Source organism: Variovorax sp. V116 (genome assembly GCF_041154435.1).
Classification (GTDB): Bacteria; Pseudomonadota; Gammaproteobacteria; order Burkholderiales; family Burkholderiaceae_C; genus Variovorax; species Variovorax paradoxus.
In genome coordinates, this window is sequence record NZ_AP028661.1 from 1,855,643 (window position 1) to 1,872,342 (window position 16,700).

The window sequence follows — 16,700 nt, forward strand, 5'->3', positions numbered from 1 at the left end:
GGAAGAAGGCGCTCAGCCGATGCGACGCGGCTGCCGCGGCGGGCTCGCCGGATACCAATGGTAGGCGACCCGTTCGCGTCCGCTGGCCGGGTGCCGGTCGACCGCGCCGCGCACCAGGCCGTAGCGTTCGTAGAAGCGCTGCGCCGCGGTGTTGCTGGTGGCCACGTGAAGCTTCCAGCCGAGCGGCATGCGCACGCTGGCCTCGTCGAGCAGCGCCTGCCCCAGGCCCTGGTTGCGAAGATGCGGTTCGACGAACAGCTGCGCCACGTATTCGCGCCGCACCAGCAGCACCATGAAGGCGAGCACCTGGCCTTCGCGCTCGGCCAGCACCACGTCCGCGGGCGGTACGAATTCGGTTTGCACGCGCCGCAGCCAATGCGTGATCGGCTCGATGACGGCGGCATTCCGGTTGGCCGCGATCCAGGCGCGGCGCCAGATGCCGGCCAGCGCCAGGCTCTCTTCGGCGGCGCCGTCGCGGGACCGCAACTGGAAGGCGGGAATCTGTGCTGCGGACATGCGCCCCATGATAAGCCGGCCGTGGGCCGCGGTCGATCAGCCGCGCAGCGTCTGCGCGTGGTGCGCGATGTGGTCCGCCATGAAGGTCTGGATGAAGTAGTAGCCGTGGTCGTAGCCCGCATGGCGGCGCAGCGTGAGCGGCTGGCCGGCGGCAAAGCAGGCGGCCTCGAAGGCTTCGGGGTTGAGCTGCTCGGCCAGGAATTTGTCGGCCAGCCCCTGGTCGACCAATATGCCTTGCGGATAGGGCGCGGCAGTCTGCGACTTCATGAGCGCGCTGGCGTCGTGCGCGAGCCATTGCGCGCGGTCGCCGCCGGGCTCGCCCAGGTAGCCGCCGAACGCCTTCTGGCCCCACGGGCATTGCGTCGGCGCGCAGATGGGCGCAAAGGCCGACAGCGACTTGAAGCGTCCCGGATGCCGCAGCGCCAGCGTGAGCGCGCCGTGGCCGCCCATCGAATGGCCGAAGATGCCCAGGTGCTGGTCGTCGATGGCAAAGTGCCGTCCCACCAGCGGCAGCAGTTCGTGCACGATCCAGCTTTCCATGCGCCAGTGGGTGGACCAGGGCGATTCGGTGGCATCGAGGTAGAAGCCCGCGCCAACGCCGAAGTCCCAGTGGGCGGTGGCACCGGGCAGGTTTTCGGCGATGCTGCCGCGCGGGCTGGTGTCGGGCGCGATCAGCCCCAGGCCCAGGCTGGCGGCCATGCGCTGCGCGCCGGCCTTCACTGCAAAGGTCTCCTCGTTGCAGGTCAGCCCCGCAAGGTAAAGAAGGGCCGGCACGCGCTCCTGCGCGGCCTGCGGCGGCAGGTAGACCGAAAAGCGCATCGGCAGGCCGATCTCGTGCGAGGCATGCTCGTGGAAGCTCTGCACGCCGCCGAAGGCATGGTGCTCGGAAAGGGTCTTGAGGGAGTCGGTCATCAGAGGGTGTTGTGGTGCCGCAAGGCGGGCACGAGTTCGAGCACGGCGTCGGCAAAGATGCGCGGCGCCTCCTGCGGCAGGTTGTGGCCTGCGCCGGGCACCAGGCGGTGCGAACGCGGGCCGCTGAAGCGCTGCGCGTGGGCCGAGGCATCGGCGGGCGGCCGCACGCCGTCGTCGATGCCGTCGAAGGTGATGGTGGGCACGGTGATCGCGGGCTGCGCGGCCAGGCGGCGTTCGATGTCCGCATAGGCCGGGTCGCCCGCCACCAGGCCGAAGCGGTGCCGGTACGAGTGGATCACCACCTCGACGAAATCAGGATGGTCGAAGGCCGCGGCGCTGCGCTCGAAGGTGGCGTCGTCGAACTTCCAGGTCGGCGACCAGAGCCGCCACAGCAGCCGCGTGAGCGCCCTGCGGTCCTTGGCGAGGCCGGCGCGGCCGCGCTCGCTGTGGAAGTAGTACTGGTACCAGAGGCTGTGCTCGTTTTCGGGCGTGTCCGGCTCCATCGCCTTGGCGATGTTCTGGATGTTGTAGCTGTTGAGCGAGACCAGGCCCGCGCAGCGCCCGGGCCACAGCGCCGCCACCACGCAGGCGGCGCGGCCGCCCCAGTCGTAGCCGGCGAGCACCGCGCGGTCGATCTCCAGCGCGTCGAGCAGCGCGAGCAAATCGGCGCCGAAGGCCGCCTGTTCGCCCGAGCGCGGCGTGGCATCGCGCAGGAAGCGCGTGGCACCGTAGCCGCGCATGTACGGGACGATCACGCGGCAGCCTTGCCCGGCGAGCATCGGCGCGACTTCCGCATAGGTGTGGATGTCGTACGGAAAGCCGTGCATCAGCAGCACGGGCGGGCCGTCCGAGGGCCCCGTTTCGTAGTAGGCGATCTCGAGAACGCCCGCTTCGATCTTGCGCAGGGGCTCCATGCGGTTCATGGCGGGCGCTCTCCTCGGGCTCAGTAAAGCACCACGCCGCGGATCGACTCGCCGCGCTTCATCAGGTCGAAGCCCTTGTTGATGTCTTCCAGCGGCATGGTGTGGGTGATCAGGTCGTCGATGTTGATCTTGCCTTCCATGTACCAGTCGACGATCTTGGGCACGTCGGTGCGCCCGCGCGCGCCGCCGAAGGCCGAGCCTTCCCACTTGCGGCCCGTGACCAGCTGGAACGGCCGCGTGCTGATCTCGGCGCCCGCCTCGGCCACGCCGATGATGATGCTGCGGCCCCAGCCCTTGTGCGTGCATTCGAGCGCCTGGCGCATCACCTTGGTGTTGCCGATGCACTCGAAGCTGTAGTCGGCGCCGCCGTCGGTCAGCTGCACGATCGCGTCGACGATGTTCTCGTGCTCCTTCGGGTTGAGGAAGTGCGTCATGCCGAACTTGCGCGCCATGGCCTCGCGCTCGGGGTTCAGGTCGACGCCGATGATCTTGTCGGCGCCCACCATCTTCGCGCCCTGGATCACGTTCAGGCCGATGCCGCCGAGGCCGAAGACCACCACGTTGGCGCCGGCTTCCACCTTGGCCGTGAAGATCACCGCGCCGATGCCGGTGGTCACGCCGCAGCCGATGTAGCAGACCTTGTCGAAGGGCGCGTCCTCGCGGATCTTGGCCAGCGAGATCTCGGGAGCGACTGTGTAGTTGCTGAAGGTGCTGGTGCCCATGTAGTGGAAGATGGGCTTGCCGTCCATGCTGAAGCGGCTGGTGGCGTCGGGCATCAGGCCCTTGCCCTGCGTGCCGCGGATCAGCTGGCAGAGGTTGGTCTTGCGCGACAGGCAGAACTTGCACTGGCGGCATTCGGGCGTGTAGAGCGGAATGACGTGGTCGCCCTTCTTCAGCGTGGTGACGCCGGGGCCTACGTCGACCACGATGCCCGCGCCCTCATGGCCGAGGATGGCCGGGAAGATGCCTTCGGGGTCGGCACCCGAGAGCGTGTAGTAGTCGGTGTGGCAGATGCCGGTGGCCTTGATCTCGACCAGCACCTCGCCGAATTTCGGCCCTTCGAGGTCGACGGTTTCGATGGTGAGCGGGGCTCCGGATTTCCAGGCGACGGCAGCTTTGGTTTTCATGGCGCTTCAGGGCAAAGGGACAAGGATAGCGAGGCCGACGTTCAGGCCGCCCCGGCGGCAAAGATACCCGACATTCCGATGAAGCCGGGCAGGTGGCGAAAGTTCCAGATCCAGTGTCGCAGGGCGGGGTATTCGTCCAGCGAAATGCCACCTTCGCCGGCGAGGGCGGCATAGGGAAAGCAGGCCAGGTCGGCCACGGTCGCATGCGGGCCGGCCAGCCACTGGCGGCCCTCGCTGGCGCGCTCGGCCAAATGGTCGTCCAGCAGGCGGAAGGCCGCATGCGCGCCGCGCCGGCAGGCCTCGATGTCGATGTTCTCGTAGCCGAAGGCGTCGTGCAGCCGCGCGGCCGAGGCGGTGCGGGTGAGCTCGTCGGCCATGGCAAACCACATCGCGGCCTGGCCGCGCAACTGCGGATCGGCGGGGTACCAGCGGCCTTCGGCGTCGTGCTTGCTCGCGAGATAGACGAGGATGGCCTGCGCGTCGCGCAGCAAGAAGCCGTCGTCGTCGATCACCGGAAGCTGGCCCAGCGGATTGACCTCTGCCAGGAACGCGGCCGACCGGTGCTCGCGGCCCGGATGGAAGTCGACCGGCACGCGCTGGTAGTCGATGCCGAGCCAGGCAAGCATCTGCCGCACCTTGAAGCAGTTGCCCGACAGGGCGTAGTCGTAGAGCCGGATCATGCCGCCTGCCTCACGCCAAAGCGCATGCCGCGCTCGCGCAGCCAGCGCCGGTAGGTGACGGAGGAGGTGTCGCCCCGGGTCGGCGTTTCGGCGCGGCCTTCGAGCGGCATGCGCTTGAAGGCGTGGTTCTCCAGGATCGGCTTGTCCTGCCCGAAGATCGTCTGCTGGAACGCGATGAGCTCGGCATCGGTGGAGCTGTCGTCGTAGCAGGCCAAGAGCGTATGGGCGATCACGTGCTCGTCGTCCAGCGGCTGCAGGAACAGGCCGATGGCATCGAGCTCGCCGGCGCGCGAGCTCGACTTGTAGAGCATGGCCGAGAGCGGCTGCATCACCCGGTACTTGTAGAGCACTTCGCTGCCGCTGCCGTGGGCGGCCGAGGCGCGGGGCTGCCAGAAGCGGCAGTCGGTGGCCCAGATCTCGTGCGTGGCGGGATCGACCTGCACCTGGTACTTGGCCACTTCGGTGTGCGGCACCTGGCCCAGGAAGCCGGCATGCACGAAGGGGAAGTGCGCCATGTCGAGGAAGTTCTCGATCACGCGCAAGCCCGACACCGCCACGCCGATGGCGCCGCAGTCGATGATGCGGCGCCCGGCTTCGCCGTATTCGGGAAAGTCGAACAGCGGCCGTGCGGGCCGGCCGCTCGGGCAGACCCAGAGATGGCCGTGGCGCGCCTGGACCGAGAGCGCGCGTGTGCCGAGCCGGCATTGCGGCATGTCGGCGTCATCGGTCCACAGCTGCAGCGTTTCGCCGAGCAGGCGAACTGCGCGGGGCCGCGCTTCGGAGCTGCCGGCGAGCGCCGCCGCGGGGCCTGCGACCAGCCAGTCGTCGAGCATGTTGGGGTCATCGGTGACGAAGGGCATGGGGTTCTTCCGGTCAGGCTTGCGGCTGCTGTTGTTCTTCGATTTCGCCGCGCAGGGCGCGCGCGGCGGCGTGCAGCTTCTTCATGGCGCCGCTGCCGGGCGCGGCGGGCGTCCAGAGGTGAATGAAGGCGAGCTGCGGCTGTGCATCGAGCACCAGCGCGGCGGCATCGACCTTGCCGAGCGCGCCGCGCAAAGCAGGCGGCGCCTCCGACCCGAATCCGCGCGCCGCGAGCGCATCGCGCACGCGGGCCACGCCGGCGCGCACGCTGAGCGTGCGGCAGAACGACCACCCGGCCGGCACGGCATCGCCCGGCGGCGGAGAAGGCGGCGTCTCGGCCGCGAGGCTCACCCACAGCATGCCGGCCGCCTCGGCCGCATGGAACACCTTCGCGCACACATTGCGCGGCGCTGGCATGCCGGGATGGGCGGGAATGCTCGCGCACTGGCCGTTTCCGGCGTCGTATTGCCAGCCGTGGTACGCGCAGGCGAGGCGGTCCTGCAGCACCTGCCCCAGCGTGAAGCGCACGCTGCGGTGCGGGCAGCGGTTTTCCCAGGCCTGCGCGGCGCCGCTGGCCGCACGCCAGAGGGCCAGCTCCTGGCCTTCGGCAAAGCCCGCGACGATGTTGGCGCCGGGGCGCAGTTCGGCCGAGCGGGCCACGGGATGCCAGGTTGGAATGCTGTCTGTGCTCATGATGCGCACCACCTTAGCGCAACCATAATGGCGGCATCCCAGGAAGCCATTCACCATGAAGAAAATACTCGTCCTCAACGGCCCCAATCTCAACCTGCTCGGCACCCGCGAGCCCGAGCAATACGGACGCGACACGCTGGCCGACGTCGAGCGCCTGTGCCAGGAGGCCGGCGCAAAGCACGGCGTGGAGATCGAATGCCGCCAGTCGAACCACGAGGGCGTGCTGATCGACTGGATCCACGAGGCCGGCCGCGAAGTGGCCGCGGGCCACATGCTGGGCGTGGTGATGAACCCGGGCGCCTACACCCACACCTCGATCGCGCTGCACGACGCCATCAAGGGCGCGAGCGTGCCGCTGATCGAGCTGCACATCTCGAACGTGCACGCGCGCGAGGAATTCCGCCACCACTCGTACATCTCGCCCGCGGCGCGCGGCATCATCGTGGGTCTTGGCGTGAAGGGCTACGTGCTGGCCATTGCGGCCCTGGTGCCCTGACGAGCCCGCTGCGGCGCCGGCCGCTCAGTCGGTTTGCCGCGGGGCCGCGGCCTTCCAGCTGCGGGTGATGTGGCCCTGGGCATCGACGCTCTCCAGGTGCACGTCGAAGCCCCAGAGCCGCGCGACGTGCTTGAGCACCTCTTCGGCATCGTCGTGCAGCGGCAGGTTGTTGCGCTGCGTGTGGCGCAGCGTCAGCGCGCGATCGCCGCGCATGTTGACGTTCCACACCTGGATGTCGGGCTCCCTGCTGCCGATGTCGTACTGGCGTGACAGCGATTCGCGCAGCGCGTGGTAGCCGCTGTCGTCGTGGATGGCGGACACCTCCAGCTCGGGTTCGCTCTGGTGGTCGCGGATCGCGAACAGCCTGAAATCGCGCATGGTCTTGGGACTCAGGAACTGGCCGACGAAGCTCTCGTCCTTGAAGTTGCGCATGGCGTAGTCGAGCGTCTTGACCCAGTCGGTGCCCGCGAAGTCGGGGAACCAGCGGCGGTCTTCCTCGGTGGGCTTTTCGCAGACGCGCCGCAGCTCGGTGAACATCGAGAAACCCAGTGCATAGGGGTTGATGCCGCTGTAGGCGCGGTGCCCGACGGGCGGCTGGAAGATCACGCCGGTGTGCGAGCTGAGCCATTCCATCATGAAGCCGTCGGCGAGCTGGCCGCGGTCGTACATGGTGTTCAGCAGGGTGTAGTGCCAGAACGTGGCCCAGCCCTCGTTCATGACCTGGGTCTGGCGCTGCGGATAGAAATATTGCGCGATCTTGCGCACGATGCGCACCACCTCGCGCTGCCAGGGCTCGAGCAGCGCGGCGTTCTTCTCGATGAAATAGAGCAGGTTCTCCTGCGGCTCCGAGGGGAAGCGGCGGGACGAGTCGGATTCGGTGGTGTGTTCGCTCTTGCGCGGCAGCGTGCGCCAGAGGTCGTTGACCTGCTGCTGCATGTAGCGCTCGCGTTCGGCACGCTGCGTGCCTTCCTGCGCGAGCGAGCGCTTCTGCGGGCGGCGGTAGCGGTCGACGCCGTAGTTCATCAGCGCATGGCAGGAATCGAGCAGCTGCTCCACCGCATCGAGGCCGTGCCGTTCCTCGCATTCGGCGATGTAGTGCCGCGCATAGACGAGGTAGTCGATGATCGAGGACGCATCGGTCCACATCCGGAACAGGTAGTTGCCCTTGAAGAAGCTGTTGTGGCCATAGGCGGCATGCGCGATCACCAGGGCCTGCATGGCCATGGTGTTTTCTTCCATCAGGTAGGCAATGCAAGGGTCCGAGTTGATGACGATCTCGTAGGCCAGCCCCATGTGGCCGCGGCGGTAGTTCTTTTCAGTGGCGATGAACTGCTTGCCGTACGACCAGTGGCGATAGATCATGGGCATGCCGACGCTGGCATAGGCATCCATCATTTGCTCGGCGGTGATCACCTCGAGCTGGTTGGGATACACGTCCAGGCCGAAGCTCCTGGCCGTCTTCGCGATCTCGGTGTGGTAGGTCTCGATGAGATCGAAGGTCCAGTCCGACGGACTGGGCAGGCGTTCCAGGCGTTCGGTGCCGCGCGCGAGGGGAGGGTGGTCGGAGGTCATGCGGGCACTCCCTCCTTCTTGAAGAGGTCGCGGAAGACGGGGTAGATGTCCCGCGCGTCCGAGACCTTGCGCATCGCAAAATTGGGCTCGATGCCTTCGAGCTGCGCATATTCCTGCCACAGGTTCTGCTCGGTCTCGGCCACCTGCACATAGGCGTAGTAGCGCACCACCGGCAGGATGTGGTCGACCAGCAGCTCGCGGCAGCGCCCGCTGTCCTGGTGCCAGTTGTCGCCGTCGCTCGCCTGCGCACCGTAGACGTTCCATTCGCCGCTCGGGTAGCGCGCCTTGATGATCTCGTCCATCAGCACCAGCGCGCTCGACACCACGGTGCCGCCGGTTTCGGTGGCATGGAAGAACTCTTCCTCGGTGACTTCCTGCGCCTGCGTGTGGTGGCGCAGGAACACGAGGTCGATGGTTTCGTAGTGCCGCGTGAGGAACATGTACAGCAGCATGAAGAAGCGCTTGGCCATGTCCTTGCGCGCTTCGTCCATCGATCCCGACACGTCCATGAGGCAGAACATCACGGCCTTGGCGCTGGGCACGGGCGTCTTCACGCGGTTGCGGTAGCGCAGGTCGATCGGATCGATGTAGGGCACGTGGCGCGAGGTGCGGCGCAGCTCGGCGATCCGCTCCTCGGTCTCGAGGATTTCTTTCTGGATCAGGGGCTGCTCGACCTGCGGATGCTGCCGCAGGTGCAGCAGGTGCGTTTCCAGGCGGCGCAGCTCCTTGCGCGGCTCGCCGCCCAGCGCGATGCGCCGCGCCAGGGCGCCGCGCATCGAGCGCACCACGTGCAGGTTGTTGGGCGAGCCATCGCTCGTGAAGCCGGCCCGGTGGCTCTTCCATTCGGGCACCTCGGCGATCTGGGTGCGGATGAGGTGCGGCAGCGCCAGGTCGTCGAAGAACACGCGCATGAACTCCTCGCGCGTGAGGCGGAAGACGAAGTCGTCCTCGCCTTCGCCGCTGTCTGCGGCCTCGCCGCTTCCCGAGCCGCCGCCGGCCTGCCCCTCCGGACGCGCAATGCGGTCGCCCTTCAGGTATTCCTGGTTGCCCGGGTGCACGTACTCGCGGTCGCCGCCGCGGGCATGGCCGAAGACGGGCTCGGACACGTCGTGGCGCGGCAGGGTGACATCTTCGCCTTGCTCCAGTTCGCGGATGTTGCGCCCGCTGACCGCGCGCCGCACAGCCTCCTGGATCTGCCCTCGGTAGCGCCTGAGGAAGCGCTCGCGGTTGCCAATGGACTTGTTCTTGCCCGAAAGCCGGCGGTCGATGATCTGCTGCAGGATGGCCACGATGTTGTCAAAGCTCCTTGCAAAAAGGGGGCGGAGCCTGGTGTGGGGCTCCGCCGCTGTGAACTGCCGCTATGAACTCTTGCGCACGCGCAGGTACCACTCGCAGAGCAGGCGAACCTGCTTGGCCGTATAGCCTTTCTCGACCATGCGGGTCACGAAGTCCTCGTGCTTCTTCTGCTCGTCGGCGCTGCTCTTGGTGTTGAAGCTGATCACCGGCAGGAGTTCCTCGGTGTTGGAGAACATCTTCTTCTCGATGACTGCGCGCAGCTTCTCGTAGCTGGTCCAGGCCGGGTTGCGGCCGGCGTTGCCGGCGCGCGCGCGCAGCACGAAGTTGACGATCTCGTTGCGGAAGTCCTTCGGATTGCCGATGCCCGCGGGCCGTTCGATCTTCTCGAGCTCGGCGTTGAGCGAGGCGCGGTCGAACACTTCGCCGGTGTCCACGTCGCGGAACTCCTGGTCCTGGATCCAGTAGTCGGCATAGGTGACGTAGCGGTCGAAGATGTTCTGGCCGTACTCGCTGTAGCTCTCCAGGTAGGCGGTCTGGATTTCCTTGCCGATGAATTCCGCGTAGCGCGGCGCCAGCAGCTCCTTGATGTAGCTGATGTACTTCTGCTCGGTTTCCGGCGGAAACTGCTCGCGCTCGATCTGCTGCTCGAGCACGTACATCAGGTGCACCGGGTTGGCGGCCACCTCGGAGCTGTCGAAGTTGAACACCTTCGAGATGATCTTGAACGCGAAGCGGGTCGAGACGCCGCTCATGCCTTCGTCGACGCCGGCGTAGTCGCGGTATTCCTGGATCGACTTGGCCTTGGGGTCGGTGTCCTTGAGGTTCTCGCCGTCGTAGACCTGCATCTTGCTGTAGATGCTGGAGTTCTCGGGCTCCTTCAGCCGCGTGAGCACCGAGAGCTGCGCCATCATGCGCAGCGTGCCCGGGGCGCAGGGCGCCTTGGCGAGCGACGAGTTGCGCACCAGCTTCTCGTAGATCTTGATTTCTTCGGAGGCGCGCAGGCAGTAGGGCACCTTGACGATGTAGATGCGGTCGAGGAAAGCCTCGTTGTTCTTGTTGTTGCGGAAGGCCTTCCATTCGCTCTCGTTGCTGTGCGCCAGCACGATGCCGTCGAACGGAATGGCGCCGAAGCCCTCGGTACCCTTGAAGTTGCTTTCCTGCGTGGCCGTGAGCAGCGGGTGCAGCACCTTGATGGGCGCCTTGAACATTTCCACGAACTCCAGCAGGCCCTGGTTGGCCAGGCACAGGCCGCCCGAATAGGCGTAGGCGTCGGGGTCGTCCTGGGCGTAGGTCTCGAGCTTGCGGATGTCGATCTTGCCGACCAGCGAGGAAATGTCCTGGTTGTTCTCGTCGCCCGGCTCGGTCTTGGCCACGGCGATCTGCCGCAGCACCGATGGGTAGCGCTTGACCACCTTGAACTGGCGGATGTCGCCGCCGTACTCCTCGAGCCGCTTCACGGCCCAGGGCGAGAGGATCCGGTTCAGGTAGCGGCGCGGGATGCCGTATTCCTTTTCGAGGATCTCGCCGTCTTCGGCGGCGTCGAACAGGCCCAGCGGCGTCTCGTTGACCGGCGAACCCTGGATGGCATAGAAGGGCACGTGCTCCATGAGCTGCTTCAGGCGCTCGGCGATCGAGCTCTTGCCGCCACCGACCGGGCCGAGCAGATAAAGGATCTGCTTCTTTTCCTCCAGGCCCTGCGCGGCATGCCTGAAGTACGACACCACCTGCTCGATGGCGTCCTCCATGCCGTAGAACTCCTTGAACGCCGGGTAGATCTTGATGACCTTGTTCGCGAAGATCCGCGAAAGCCGGGAATCGTTGCGCGTGTCGACCAGCTCGGGTTCGCCGATGGCCTTGAGCATCCGCTCGGACGCAGTGGCATACGCGGTGGGGTCGCGTTTGCAGATATCCAGGAAGTCCTGCAGCGAGAGAACTTCCTCGCGGGTGCGCTCGTAACGGGCGGCAAAGTTGCTGATCACATCCATGGTCACGCCTCCATCAGGTCTGCGGGTTTATTGGACCCGAAGCCAGCAGCCGCAACGCGTAGCAACTTTTTAAAGGTGTACCGCCCATGGCTGCAAGCCATCGAAACTCCCTTAATCTCCATCTGCACAAACAGCATAAAGCAAAGAGTGCACCCGGAAAATTCTTTGTTAAATCAGAACCACAGTGCCGAGTAAAGTTCCTGAGAAAAACCTGCAGCATTTGGCAATTCCAGCTAAATTTCAGGGTTCGGGCTATCGATCTCAGCGCCACCCTGCCGCCCAGTGAAAATACCTATGGCGATCGGCATATGCAGTCATTGCATCTTTTCCGGCGAAAGCACCTCCTAATGAGCCCCCGGCGGCTCAAAGCAGTTACACACCAATAACGCGCCGGGTCGTGTTTAGGTTTATTGCTCAATCGAAAAATATATAAAAGCAATCTGCGCGCCATCTTTTGATGGGCATGTCGCGCATGTGGGCGTGGGAAAGCGCGCCAACGCGTGGTCGGCGAGGTTCCGAGGGGGTGTCGTCAATGGTGCGCGGCACCGAACGAGGTCGGCAGGCACCGTTCGCGTGCGCGAAGCAGCGCGGCACCCAAGCGAGTGCGTGCCGCGCTTTCTAACTGCTTGAAAAGACTGGGAAATCGGCTGCGCCGGCTCTTCAGCTGAAGAATTCCTTGGCCTTGTCGAACCAGCCCTTGTCGGTCGGGCTGTGCTTGTCGCCGCCCTTCTTGAGCGATTCGTCGAGCTCCTTGAGCAGCTTGCGCTGGTGCTCGGTGAGCTTGACCGGCGTTTCGACGCGCACGTGGCAGTACAGGTCGCCCGGGTAGCTGGAGCGCACGCCCTTGATGCCCTTGCCGCGCAGGCGGAACTGCTTGCCGCTCTGGGTGCCGTCGGGAATGTCGATGGCGGCGGCGCCCTTGAGCGTGGGCACGCTGATCTCGCCGCCCAGCGCCGCGGTGGTCATGCTCACGGGCACGACGCAGTGCAGGTCGTCGCCGTCGCGCTCGAACAGCTCGTGCTTCTTGAGCCGGATCTCGATATACAGGTCGCCCGGCGGCCCGCCGTTGGTGCCCGGTTCGCCGTTGCCGGTGCTGCGGATGCGCATGCCGTCGTCGATGCCGGCCGGGATCTTGACCTCGAGCGTCTTGTTGTTCTTGATCTTGCCCTGGCCATGGCACACGGTGCAGGGCTCGGGAATGATCTTGCCGCTGCCGTGGCAGGTGGGGCAGGTCTGCTGCACGCTGAAGAAGCCCTGGCGCATCTGCACGGCGCCGGCGCCGTGGCAGGTGGTGCAGGTGATGGGCTTGGTGCCAGGCTTGGCGCCGGTGCCCTTGCAGGTGCCGCAGTCGTCCCAGCTGGGGATGCGGATCTGCGCTTCCTTGCCCTCGGCCGCTTCTTCCAGCGTGACCTCCATCGCATAGCTCAGGTCGCTGCCGCGGAACACCTGGCGCCCGCCGCTGGTGCGCCCGCGCGCGCCGCCGAACACGTCGCCGAAGATGTCGCCAAAGGCCTCCGCAAAGCCGCCGAAGCCTTCGGCGCCGGGCCCGCCGCGCATGTTGGGGTCGACGCCGGCGTGGCCGTACTGGTCGTAGGCCGCGCGCTTCTGCGCGTCAGACAGCATTTCGTAGGCTTCCTTGACCTCCTTGAACTTGGTCTCGGCGTCCTTGGTGGTGTCGCCGTGGTTGCGGTCCGGGTGGTGCTTCATCGCAAGCTTGCGATAAGCCTTCTTGATTTCCTCCTCGCTCGCGTTCTTGGGAACGCCGAGGGTTTCGTAGTAGTCGCGTTTTGTGGCCATGGCTGGTTCGGTCGGGGCGGGCGGGAAGCCGTAACTTGAAGCGAGAAAGGCTGGAACACCCGGTCAGGTGGTCCAGCCTCGTTCGAAGGACTGAAGATCAGCCCTTCTTGACTTCCTTGACCTCGGCGTCGACCACGTTGTCGTCGGCCGGTGCGCTTGCAGCTTCCGGGCCGGCAGCGGCACCCGGGCCGCCGGCGGCGCCTGCCGCGGCCTGCGCATCGGCATACATCTTTTCGCCGAGCTTCTGGCTTGCGGTCATCAGCGTGTTGGTCTTTTCCTCGATCGACGCCTTGTCCTCGCCCTTGAGGGCTTCTTCCAGGTCCTTGATCGCGGCTTCGATCTTTTCCTTCTCGCCGGCGTCCAGGCTCGCGCCGTGCTCGCCGAGCGACTTCTTCACGCTGTGCACCATGGCTTCGCCCTGGTTGCGGGCCTGCGCGAGCTCGACCTTCTTCTTGTCCTCGGCCGCGTTGAGCTCGGCGTCCTTCACCATCTTCTGGATCTCGTCTTCCGACAGGCCCGAGTTCGCCTTGATGGTGATCTTGTTTTCCTTGCCGGTGCCCTTGTCCTTGGCGCCCACGTGCAGGATGCCGTTGGCGTCGATGTCGAAGCTCACCTCGATCTGCGGCGTGCCGCGCGCTGCCGGCGGGATGCCCTCGAGGTTGAATTCGCCCAGCAGCTTGTTGCCCGAGGCGATCTCGCGCTCGCCCTGGAACACCTTGATGGTCACGGCCGGCTGGTTGTCCTCGGCGGTGGAGAAGGTCTGCGCGAACTTCGTCGGGATCGTGGTGTTCTTCGTGATCATCTTGGTCATCACGCCGCCCATGGTCTCGATGCCCAGCGACAGCGGGGTCACGTCCAGCAGCAGCACGTCCTTGCGGTCGCCCGAGAGCACCTGGCCCTGGATGGCGGCGCCGACGGCCACGGCTTCATCGGGGTTCACGTCCTTGCGCGGCTCCTTGCCGAAGAAGGCCTTGACCTTTTCCTGCACCTTGGGCATGCGGGTCATGCCGCCGACCAGGATCACGTCGTTGATGTCCGACACGCTGATGCCGGCGTCCTTGATGGCCAGGCGGCAGGGCGCGATGGTGCGCTCGACCAGCTCGTCGACCAGGCTTTCGAGCTTGGCGCGCGTGAGCTTGATGTTCAGGTGCTTCGGACCCGAGGCGTCGGCCGTGATGTAGGGCAGGTTGATGTCGGTCTGCGCGCTGTTCGACAGCTCGATCTTGGCCTTTTCGGCGGCTTCCTTCAGGCGCTGCAGCGCGAGCACGTCCTTGCCCAGGTCCACGCCTTGCTCTTTCTTGAACTCGGCAATGATGTAGTCGATGATGCGCTGGTCGAAGTCTTCGCCGCCCAGGAAGGTGTCGCCGTTGGTCGACAGCACTTCGAACTGCTTCTCGCCGTCGACATCCGCGATTTCGATGATCGAGATGTCGAAGGTGCCGCCGCCCAGGTCATACACGGCGATCTTGCGGTCGGCCTTGTCCTGCTTGTCCAGGCCGAAGGCCAGCGCCGCGGCGGTCGGTTCGTTGATGATGCGCTTGACGTCCAGGCCTGCGATGCGGCCGGCGTCCTTGGTGGCCTGGCGCTGCGCGTCGTTGAAGTAGGCCGGCACCGTGATCACGGCTTCGGTCACGGGCTCGCCGAGATAGTCTTCGGCGGTCTTCTTCATCTTGCGCAGGATGTCGGCGCTGACCTGCTGGGGCGCGATCTTCTTGCCGCGCACTTCCACCCACGCGTCGCCGTTGTCGGCCTTCGCGATCGTGTAGGGCATCAGGTCGATGTCCTTCTGGACTTCCTTCTCCTCGAACTTGCGGCCGATCAGGCGCTTGATCGCGTACAGCGTGTTCTTGGGATTGGTCACGGCCTGGCGCTTGGCCGAGGCACCGACCAGCACTTCGCCGTCTTCCTGGTAGGCCACGATCGACGGCGTGGTGCGCGCACCTTCCGAGTTCTCGATCACACGCGTGGTGTTGCCTTCCATGATCGACACGCACGAGTTGGTGGTGCCGAGGTCGATGCCGATGATCTTTGCCATGTTCTTACTCCTGAAAGCCTGAAAAATATGTTGTTATGAACTTGTGGATAACCCGGCGCGATTCAAGGTATGAAGCGGGGATTTCCTGTGGGAATCGTGTGTACCGCGCCGCTTACTTGGGGGCGCTGACCGTGACCAGCGCCGGGCGCAGCACGCGGTCGTTGATGGTGTAGCCCTTCTGGAGCACGGTCACCACGGTGTTGGGCTCCTGCTCGGGAGCGGGCACCACCGAGATGGCCTGGTGCTGGTGCGGGTCGAACTTGGCGCCGGGGGCCGGGGCCACCTCGATCACCTTGTTGCGTTCGAGCGCGCTCTTGAGCTGGCGCAGCGTGGCTTCGGCGCCTTCGCGGATCTGCTCGGGCGTGGCGTCCTTGACGGCCAGGCCGGCTTCGAGGCTGTCGGTCACCGGCAGCAGGCTCTCGGCGAAGGCTTCGACCGCGAACTTGCGCGCCTTGGTGATCTCGTCGTCGGCGCGGCGGCGGGCGTTCTGGACGTCGGCCTGGGCGCGCAGGTACTGGTCGGACAGCTCGGCGTTCTTGGCCTGCAGGGCAGCGAGTTCGCCCTGGGCCACGGCCAGCGCATCCTGCGCCTCCGCTTCGTTGGCAGCCTGTGCGGCTTCCAGTTCTTCGGGGCTTGGCTCGCCTTGCAGCATTTGCGAATTCTGTGCGGATTGTTGCGGGTCAGACATTTTTCAAAGAACCGGCGGGGGGCCGGGAAACAAACGATAGCCAGCCACTTGGGGCTGGTCAGGGGCTTTTCAAGCGAAAAAATGCGGCCGGAAGGCCGCAACGGGACAAAAGCGCCGACGGGAGGGCGTAGCGGCACGCAGCGCGCGCGGCCCCGGGGGCGAGTTCAGTGCGCGTCGAGGAGTTCGACGTCGAACTTCAGGGTGGCGTTCGGGGGGATCACGCCGCCTGCGCCGCGTGCGCCATAGCCCAGCGAAGCGGGAATGATCAGCGTGCGCTTGCCGCCGATCTTCATGCCGGCAACGCCTTCGTCCCAGCCCTTGATGACCTGGCCTGCGCCCAGCGAGAACGCGAACGGGTCGTTGCGGTCGCGGCTCGAGTCGAACTTGGCGCCTTGCACGCCGTCGTTGTAGAGCCAGCCGGTGTAGTGCACGTGCACGTGCTGGCCGGCCTTGGCTTCTGCGCCGTCGCCCACGGTGGTGTCTTCGTATTGCAGGCCGGAGGGAGTGGTAGGCATGTTGAACGCTCCTTGCGTCAATGGGAGGATGGAAGGTGGATGGATGGATAAACGGACCGAAGGCGCGGAGTTTACCGACGCCCCGGCAGCGGCCCGGCCGGCCTGCTCAATTGCCAGTGTCAAGAGGCGGGACGGAGGAGGGCGGGGAGGGCGCCGCAGGCGGGGCGGAGGGGGGTGCGCCCGGGGAAGAGGAAGAAGGAGGCGCCGAAGGCGAAGACGACGAAGGCGATGAAGGCACAGCAGGCGTGGGCGCCGCCGGTGCCGCGGCCTTCTTGACCTGGCCCAGCTGCCATTTGCCCGCGAAGGCCTGCAGGTCCGAGAGCCGCTTGAGAAGGTCCTGTCCGCTCACCGTGAGGCTGTAGCCGTCGCCGCCGTGGCTCACGAGGCCCGCCTCGCGCAGTTCCTTGATGCGGGTGTTGAGCGTGTTGGGGGTGATGCTGCCGACGCTGTCCTGCAGCAGCCGGAAGGTCTGGGCATGGCCGTCGCGCAGCGCCCAGAGCACGCGAAGTGCGTAGCGGGCCTCGAGAAGCGCAAGCAGCTGGCTGACGGCTGCGTTTTCCTTGGTACTCATCGACATCATCTCCTCGGGGCTGGGCGGGCCGTCGGT

General features: G+C 66.0%; 16 protein-coding genes. 1 reads left to right on the forward strand and 15 read right to left on the reverse strand.

All coding sequences use genetic code 11. The features are described 5' to 3' along the window. Positions 1 to 12: 12 nt before the first annotated feature. Genes ACAM58_RS08715 through ACAM58_RS08745 form a run of 7 tightly spaced genes read right to left on the reverse strand, consistent with a single transcriptional unit; the run spans position 13 to position 5,709 of the window. A complete protein-coding gene (locus ACAM58_RS08715; RefSeq protein ID WP_278879180.1) occupies positions 13 to 516 on the reverse strand; it encodes a GNAT family N-acetyltransferase in 504 nt (167 codons plus the stop codon). A gap of 36 nt (positions 517 to 552) precedes the next feature. Continuing rightward, on the reverse strand, positions 553 to 1,428 hold the full coding sequence (fghA, locus tag ACAM58_RS08720; RefSeq protein WP_369664324.1) for an S-formylglutathione hydrolase: 876 nt from the start codon (positions 1,426 to 1,428) through the stop codon (positions 553 to 555). After that, positions 1,428 to 2,351, reverse strand: a complete 924-nt coding sequence (locus tag ACAM58_RS08725) for an alpha/beta fold hydrolase (RefSeq protein WP_369664325.1) — start codon at positions 2,349 to 2,351, stop codon at positions 1,428 to 1,430. The genes fghA and ACAM58_RS08725 overlap by 1 nt, the downstream gene beginning before the upstream one ends. 20 nt (positions 2,352 to 2,371) lie before the next feature. Continuing rightward, the gene (locus tag ACAM58_RS08730) at positions 2,372 to 3,478 is read right to left on the reverse strand and encodes an S-(hydroxymethyl)glutathione dehydrogenase/class III alcohol dehydrogenase (RefSeq protein ID WP_012746845.1); all 1,107 of its coding nucleotides are present in this window, start codon (positions 3,476 to 3,478) and stop codon (positions 2,372 to 2,374) included. Between the two features lie 41 nt (positions 3,479 to 3,519). After that, on the reverse strand, positions 3,520 to 4,158 hold the full coding sequence (locus ACAM58_RS08735) for a glutathione S-transferase family protein (RefSeq protein ID WP_369664326.1): 639 nt from the start codon (positions 4,156 to 4,158) through the stop codon (positions 3,520 to 3,522). Beyond that, complete coding sequence (locus tag ACAM58_RS08740; protein WP_369664327.1) at positions 4,155 to 5,018, reverse strand: aromatic ring-hydroxylating dioxygenase subunit alpha; 864 nt, start codon at positions 5,016 to 5,018, stop codon at positions 4,155 to 4,157. Before ACAM58_RS08740 ends, ACAM58_RS08735 begins: the two co-directional genes overlap by 4 nt. Before the next feature lie 13 nt (positions 5,019 to 5,031). Next, on the reverse strand, positions 5,032 to 5,709 hold the full coding sequence (locus ACAM58_RS08745; RefSeq protein WP_369664328.1) for a Rieske 2Fe-2S domain-containing protein: 678 nt from the start codon (positions 5,707 to 5,709) through the stop codon (positions 5,032 to 5,034). 55 nt (positions 5,710 to 5,764) lie between these two features. Here ACAM58_RS08745 and aroQ point away from each other — a divergent pair, with 55 nt between their 5' ends. Continuing rightward, positions 5,765 to 6,205 carry a type II 3-dehydroquinate dehydratase gene (aroQ, locus tag ACAM58_RS08750; RefSeq protein ID WP_012746849.1) on the forward strand — a complete coding sequence of 147 codons (441 nt, stop codon included), beginning with the start codon at positions 5,765 to 5,767 and terminating at the stop codon, positions 6,203 to 6,205. A 24-nt stretch (positions 6,206 to 6,229) separates the two neighbouring features. On the opposite strand, the gene ACAM58_RS08755 is transcribed toward aroQ, so the two are convergent. From ACAM58_RS08755 to ACAM58_RS08790, 8 genes are all read right to left on the reverse strand, one after another. Continuing rightward, entirely contained in the window at positions 6,230 to 7,777 is a 1,548-nt protein-coding gene (locus ACAM58_RS08755; RefSeq protein WP_012746850.1) for a SpoVR family protein, read from the reverse strand. Further along, entirely contained in the window at positions 7,774 to 9,066 is a 1,293-nt protein-coding gene (locus ACAM58_RS08760; protein ID WP_012746851.1) for a YeaH/YhbH family protein, read from the reverse strand. The genes ACAM58_RS08755 and ACAM58_RS08760 overlap by 4 nt, the downstream gene beginning before the upstream one ends. Before the next feature lie 69 nt (positions 9,067 to 9,135). Continuing rightward, positions 9,136 to 11,058: a PrkA family serine protein kinase gene (locus ACAM58_RS08765; RefSeq protein WP_012746852.1), complete on the reverse strand. Its 1,923-nt coding sequence runs from the start codon at positions 11,056 to 11,058 to the stop codon at positions 9,136 to 9,138. Positions 11,059 to 11,718: 660 nt separating this feature from the next. Next, positions 11,719 to 12,855, reverse strand: coding sequence for a molecular chaperone DnaJ (gene dnaJ / locus ACAM58_RS08770; RefSeq protein ID WP_012746853.1), 1,137 nt, complete (start codon positions 12,853 to 12,855; stop codon positions 11,719 to 11,721). Between the two features lie 97 nt (positions 12,856 to 12,952). Next, positions 12,953 to 14,890: a molecular chaperone DnaK gene (gene dnaK / locus ACAM58_RS08775; RefSeq protein ID WP_012746854.1), complete on the reverse strand. Its 1,938-nt coding sequence runs from the start codon at positions 14,888 to 14,890 to the stop codon at positions 12,953 to 12,955. A 112-nt stretch (positions 14,891 to 15,002) separates the two neighbouring features. Then, positions 15,003 to 15,578, reverse strand: coding sequence for a nucleotide exchange factor GrpE (gene grpE, locus ACAM58_RS08780; protein WP_027730027.1), 576 nt, complete (start codon positions 15,576 to 15,578; stop codon positions 15,003 to 15,005). Between the two features lie 164 nt (positions 15,579 to 15,742). Beyond that, positions 15,743 to 16,093: an FKBP-type peptidyl-prolyl cis-trans isomerase gene (locus ACAM58_RS08785; RefSeq protein ID WP_012746856.1), complete on the reverse strand. Its 351-nt coding sequence runs from the start codon at positions 16,091 to 16,093 to the stop codon at positions 15,743 to 15,745. A 106-nt stretch (positions 16,094 to 16,199) separates the two neighbouring features. Further along, positions 16,200 to 16,664 (reverse strand): helix-turn-helix domain-containing protein, encoded by a 465-nt coding sequence (locus ACAM58_RS08790; protein WP_012746857.1) that lies wholly within the window; start codon positions 16,662 to 16,664, stop codon positions 16,200 to 16,202. Positions 16,665 to 16,700: the final 36 nt, after the last annotated feature.